General features: G+C 75.1%; 1 protein-coding gene. It reads right to left on the bottom strand.

Translation table 11 applies throughout. The features are described 5' to 3' along the window. Positions 1 to 791 (bottom strand): AMP-binding protein (locus R1101_RS28825; RefSeq protein ID WP_037225256.1); only part of this gene is annotated, 791 nt, incomplete at both ends.

The following is a 791-nucleotide window of genomic DNA, read 5'->3' as shown; positions in this document are numbered from 1 at the left end:
CTCGGCGAGGAGAAGTGCGACACCCGCGCCGCCGGGGGTGGGGCCAGGCGGGTGTGCAGGGTCGCCGACAGGTTCGCCAGGCCGCGGTGCGGCACCACCACCCCCTTGGGGCGTCCGGTGGAGCCGGAGGTGTAGATCAGATAGGCGGGATGGTCGAACAGCAGCGTGGCCGGCCGGTCGTCGTCGGTGACCGGGTCGGCGCTCGCCTGCCCGATCCGCGCGTCGAGGTCCGGATCGTCGAGGACCAGCCAGGGCACCGTGTCGGGCAGCTCGTCGCGGTGCGCGGCGGTGGTCAGGCCCAGCAGCGCCCCGCAGTCGGTGAGCATGTACTCGATGCGTTCGGCCGGATAGTTCGGGTCGACGGGCACGAAGGCGGCCCCGGACTTGGCGACCGCCCAAATCACGGCCACCGACTCGACGGACCGGACGATGCCGACGGCGACGAAGGTCTCCGGCCCGGCGCCGGCGGCGACGAGGACGCGGGCGAGCCGGTTGGACCATTCGTCGAGTTCGCGGTAGGTCAGGCGCCGATCCTCGCACACCACCGCGTCGGTGTCCGGCACGACCGCGGCGACCGCCCCGAGGATCTCCGGCAGGGTCTGCGCGGAGCGGGCCGGGTCACCGTGCGCGGGCACCAGCCCGGCCACCTCGTCGCCGTCGACGAACGGCAGGTCCCCGGCGGGCAGCCGCGGGTCGGTGAGCACCGCGGTCAGGGCGCGGCCGAGCCGCCGGCCGGTGGTGAGGGCGGTGCCCTCGTCCACCTGGTCGGGCCGGTAGCCGGTGCGGACCCG

Origin of the sequence: Rhodococcus sp. R1101, assembly GCF_000278445.1 — a bacterium.
GTDB classification, from domain to species: domain Bacteria; phylum Actinomycetota; class Actinomycetes; order Mycobacteriales; family Mycobacteriaceae; genus Rhodococcus; species Rhodococcus gordoniae.
This window is presented reverse-complemented; position numbering and strand designations above follow the sequence as displayed.